The organism is Bacillota bacterium, assembly GCA_013178125.1.
GTDB lineage: Bacteria > Bacillota > SHA-98 > Ch115 > JABLXJ01 > JABLXL01.
In genome coordinates this window covers 1-5,195 of record JABLXJ010000046.1, presented here as the reverse complement: position 1 = coordinate 5,195, position 5,195 = coordinate 1, and the positions used below count along the sequence as shown (strand labels likewise).

The window sequence follows — 5,195 nt, the reverse complement described above, 5'->3', positions numbered from 1 at the left end:
CTCTTGGGCCTAAACCGTTCCAGCCTCTATTACAAGCCGGTCAAGCCCTCCTTAGAGGAGATTGCCCTTAAGCACCGGATAGACGAGATTTACACAGAACATCCCTACTACGGCTCGCGGCGGATAACGGCCCAGTTACGTAGAGAAGGATTTACAGTTAACCGTAAGGCGAATAGCGGCACATGCGTGAGATGGGGATCCAGGGTATCTGCCCTGGCCCCAATCTCAGTAAACGAAACAGCGAACACCGGGTTTACCCGTATCTACTACGAGGGGTTACGATAGATCACCCCAATCAGGTATGGGGCATTGATATCACCTATATTCGTCTAAAGCAAGGCTGGATGTACCTTGCTGCTATTATAGACTGGCATTCCCGTTACGTAATGGCATGGGAGCTGGATCAGACTCTTGAAACCTCCTTTGTTTTGAGTGCGGTTCGTAAGGCTCTGCTCCAGGCCAGGCCAGATATCTTAAATAGTGACCAGGGGAGCCAGTTTACCAGTCCCCAGTATATAGCCCTCTTGCAGGAGGCTGGGGTACAAATCAGTATGGACAGTAAGGGGCGTGCCATTGATAATATCTTTACTGAACGGTTCTGGCGGAGTCTCAAGTATGAAGAAGTATATCTGCATGAATATGAAAGCCCACGGGAAGCACGCCAGGGGATCGGCCAGTACATAGATTACTATAACAACCGCAGGCCACACCAAGCTCTGGATTATCGAACCCCAGCGGAAATGTATTTTAATAGCCCCAGGGGGGTGGTAGATGACCGAGTGATATGTGCCTGATGTTACGATACACCTCAGGGCTTCCCAGGAAGCTCTGAGCGGGTTCCGGTACTATTACCGAGGGTGCGCTCTCATCATAGAGGGTGCTATCCTCTTCCGGGGCCCCCTCTTGGGGGTACCTCCCGCTCCAGCGGGTACTACCCCTCCCGAGCTACCTTGATAGAGAAGGGAGATGACTATAGCTTAAACTTACCCTAAATTGTGTCTTGACATCGGGGTCCACCTCGGATGACCTTATCGGAAAGATCATTGGATTTCAAAACCTATACAGCCGAGTTGCCAAGCCATTTAACTGGCGGTTCACGCGAAATGACCTATACCGCTATCTTGAATCACTGGAGTTGGTAGCTTGATACCCTATCAAAACTTATGAAATAGAGTACTAGTTTGCGGTAACTATCATCGTAGGTGTAGGTCTTTAATAGCATCAAGGGGTGAGGGATTTGGATGCGCTAGAAGCTGAAGTACTATCTACCAGATGGGGGCAAGCCAAACAACTAGCCCTTAGGCGTAATAAAGCAACTAAAGGTGATATAAGGAATCTCATTGATCATAGGGAGAGCGATAGAGTCCCCACCTATGGAACGTGGATTGCATGCGAAACGATCCTAAGGTACGGGGAAAAGTTATGTTCACTAGTAGAAACATATTGCCCCGATGATATAGTAACCATAGACCTCTATAATACACATATAGGGTATGAGCCAGCGCCGAAAGACGGGAAAAGGAAAGACCTAATGGTTCTACTTGCTCAGGATTCGATGTGGGAAGATGAGTGGGGGGTAGGGCGTAGACACGTAACTGGTGGTCTTGGCGCGGCTGTTGTATCTCACCCAATCCAGGAGTGGTGCGAATTAGATGATTACTTGCAAACCAGACTTCCAGATGTAAACGAACCCGGAAGGTTCGATGCGGCGCAAGCTTCCGTGCAGGAGTTTGGGGGAAAGTACCTTTTGGGCAAGATGTTTGCTTGCTTTTTTGAGCGAATGCATTTCCTCCGAGGTATGGAGCAGCTACTTATGGATCTTTACCTTAACCGGCGTGAAGTCATTAAATTGGCTGACCGTCTGCTGGACTTTAGTCTTGGGATGATCCGAAGGTGGGCGCAGATGGGGGTCGATGGCGTTTTTCTAAGTGATGATTGGGGTACGCAGGATCGTTTATTGGTGTCTCCAACGCTATGGCGAACCGTTTTTGGATCATATTATCGCCGGATGATAGAGGAAGCGCACCATTTAGGCTTGCAAGTATTCCTTCATAGCTGCGGGAATATCACCGAAATAGTGCCGGATCTAGTTGATATGGGACTGGACGTCCTTCATCCTATTCAACCATGGGCAATGGATATCGAAAGAATAGCAAGGGAATTCGGCCGATATATCACGCTATTCGGGGGGATTGATGTTCAGCGTTTACTCACAAAATCCACTCCTGGGGAAGTCAAATCAGAAATACGTAATCTAGTTGAAATAGTTCATAAACATCATGGGACAATTATTCTGGCTCCTACGAATAGCATCGTGCCGGAGACCCCATTAGAGAACATCGAGGCGATGTTTCAGACATATAGAGAGATTGGCATTGGCGGCAAGGGATGGTTCTAACCCTTAGGGAAGGGGTGAGAAGATTAGGTTTATCAGTCCATAAGGATTGTATTACTAACAAGAGCCCTGCCCCTTCATGAGATTTATGAGTAACCTATAATTTATAGAGGATATATTGAGGAGGATATGTTGATGTATCGTATCATCGATCTAACTTTTAGGCCATATCCAGCGCCTTTAGGTAATGGGGATGCTCTTATGAGGCCGGCATATGGCTATATTCCTGGTGCACCTATCCTTTATGAACCCATATCAGAGCATCGGACTATTGCAGATATCTTAGGGTATTATGATACAACTCACGTAATGTCTGGAGTGCAGCCAGGTGAGATTTTTACAAAAGGCACTCTTACTACAAAGCCATATGCAACCTATGTAACATACTATAATCCTGAACAGAAAGATCCATGGGAACCGAAATATATTTCCGATATCCCAGCGACTGACCTTGTTGGTGAGTATACATTGCTAGACCTGCGAGAGAAGGTCAAACCCACCGGAGAGATAACCGCGCGCTTGCTTAAGGAAAGTTCAAATGGAGGAATTAAGACTAGAATCTTGATAATTAGAACTGACTATAGTAAAAGAAGGCCTCCACGGCCTAACCCGAAATATTTCCAAGAGTCTCCGGTTCTCTCTATGGAGGCTGCAGAGTGGCTGGTCTCGCAGGGGATTCGGATTCTAGCTTCAGACGTAAGAACCTTAGATCCGAGGTACGCCTCCCGGTCGACAGAGGATATCTATGGCTACCTAAACCGAAATGGCATTCTTGTGGTGGAAGACCTCGCCAATTTAGACGTCGTTGAAGAACATCATGATCTCTTTTTTGTGGGTTTCCCTTTGCCCATAAAGACCGCCATTGGCGGACCTGCCCGTGTGTTTGCGGTCAATATGAAGAATCCAACCGATTTTGTTGACTGTAGTCATACTCTTGATGTCTACCCCGATCCCATCCCGGATTATGATTTACCGTTTATACCTCCCAAGACCACACGTAAGCTAAATGAAATAGGGGATTACCCGAATCCATTGCCGGGTCGTATTGAGCCTCGTGAACAGCAGGGCACAACTTCAAAGACGGCGCGGTTGACTCCTTTTCGGATGATAGATACTGCCGGGAATATAATCGGCGATGATATGTATATTGAATACGGACACGGGACAGGTACGCATATTGAAGCTGCATTTTTTGATCCATGGGGTCGACACGCAGTCCCGGAGGAGATTCTACGGCGCTACGTACGCATTCCGGCCGACCGCCTTGTAGGAGAAGCATGCCTCCTCGACCTATCCGGGAGCGTAGGTCCATTGCAACAGATTGACTCGATGCATCTGCGTGAGGCGGATCCGGGGCTACGTCAAGGCGATATCGCTGTCATTAGAGTGGATATTACTGATTGGTATTTTTACGGGTCTAATCCGGGCATGACACCAGGGCTCTCGCCTGATGCGGCGATGTATTTGGTGGAAAAGGGAATTAGGTGCTTGGTGCTTGACTTTGCCGTGGAACGCACCGATCCTATTCCTAGCAGTCCTATAATTAAATATACGCCGAACAAGATCCACTACTTCCTACATAAGAATGATGTCCCTATCGTCGAATGGGCAGTCAACTTGAAGCTCCTTAGAAAAACCCGTTTTGTACTCGCCATCATGGCTTTACCGGCGAGTCACCAGGGAGGGTTCCCAGCTCACGTAATCGCGGTTGAGAAGTGGTAGTGACCGAGGCTAACTTTTGCGAGGGTAGGTGGCATTCGTGGTGAAAGCTACACCGGGCGAGGTGGACCCCGACGTCAAGACACAATTTAGGGTAAGTTTAAGCTATAGTCATCTCCCTTCTCTATCAAGGTAGCTCGGGAGGGGTAGTACCCGCTGGAGCGGGAGGTACCCCCAAGAGGGGGCCCCGGAAGAGGATAGCACCCTCTATGATGAGAGCGCACCCTCGGTAATAGTACCGGAACCCGCTCAGAGCTTCCTGGGAAGCCCTGAGGTGTATCGTAACATCAGGCACATATCACTCGGTCATCTACCACCCCCCTGGGGCTATTAAAATACATTTCCGCTGGGGTTCGATAATCCAGAGCTTGGTGTGGCCTGCGGTTGTTATAGTAATCTATGTACTGGCCGATCCCCTGGCGTGCTTCCCGTGGGCTTTCATATTCATGCAGATATACTTCTTCATACTTGAGACTCCGCCAGAACCGTTCAGTAAAGATATTATCAATGGCACGCCCCTTACTGTCCATACTGATTTGTACCCCAGCCTCCTGCAAGAGGGCTATATACTGGGGACTGGTAAACTGGCTCCCCTGGTCACTATTTAAGATATCTGGCCTGGCCTGGAGCAGAGCCTTACGAACCGCACTCAAAACAAAGGAGGTTTCAAGAGTCTGATCCAGCTCCCATGCCATTACGTAACGGGAATGCCAGTCTATAATAGCAGCAAGGTACATCCAGCCTTGCTTTAGACGAATATAGGTGATATCAATGCCCCATACCTGATTGGGGTGATCTATCGTAACCCCTCGTAGTAGATACGGGTAAACCCGGTGTTCGCTGTTTCGTTTACTGAGATTGGGGCCAGGGCAGATACCCTGGATCCCCATCTCACGCATGTGCCGCTATTCGCCTTACGGTTAACTGTAAATCCTTCTCTACGTAACTGGGCCGTTATCCGCCGCGAGCCGTAGTAGGGATGTTCTGTGTAAATCTCGTCTATCCGGTGCTTAAGGGCAATCTCCTCTAAGGAGGGCTTGACCGGCTTGTAATAGAGGCTGGAACGGTTTAGGCCCAAGAG

General features: G+C 48.6%; 2 protein-coding genes and 2 pseudogenes. 3 read left to right on the top strand and 1 reads right to left on the bottom strand.

Annotation, left to right across the window (positions count from 1 at the left end; translation table 11 throughout):
• The 3 genes and pseudogenes from HPY71_15525 (at nt 1) to HPY71_15515 (ending at nt 4,117) form a co-directional block, all read left to right on the top strand.
• A pseudogene (locus HPY71_15525) lies at nt 1-794 on the top strand (IS3 family transposase).
• 737 nt (nt 795-1,531) lie between these two features.
• A complete protein-coding gene (locus tag HPY71_15520; protein NPV54899.1) occupies nt 1,532-2,398 on the top strand; it encodes a hypothetical protein in 867 nt (288 codons plus the stop codon).
• Nucleotides 2,399-2,530: 132 nt separating this feature from the next.
• The gene (locus HPY71_15515; protein NPV54898.1) at nt 2,531-4,117 is read left to right on the top strand and encodes a hypothetical protein; all 1,587 of its coding nucleotides are present in this window, start codon (nt 2,531-2,533) and stop codon (nt 4,115-4,117) included.
• Between the two features lie 284 nt (nt 4,118-4,401).
• On the opposite strand, the pseudogene HPY71_15510 reads toward HPY71_15515, so the two are convergent.
• Nucleotides 4,402-5,195: pseudogene (locus tag HPY71_15510) on the bottom strand (IS3 family transposase).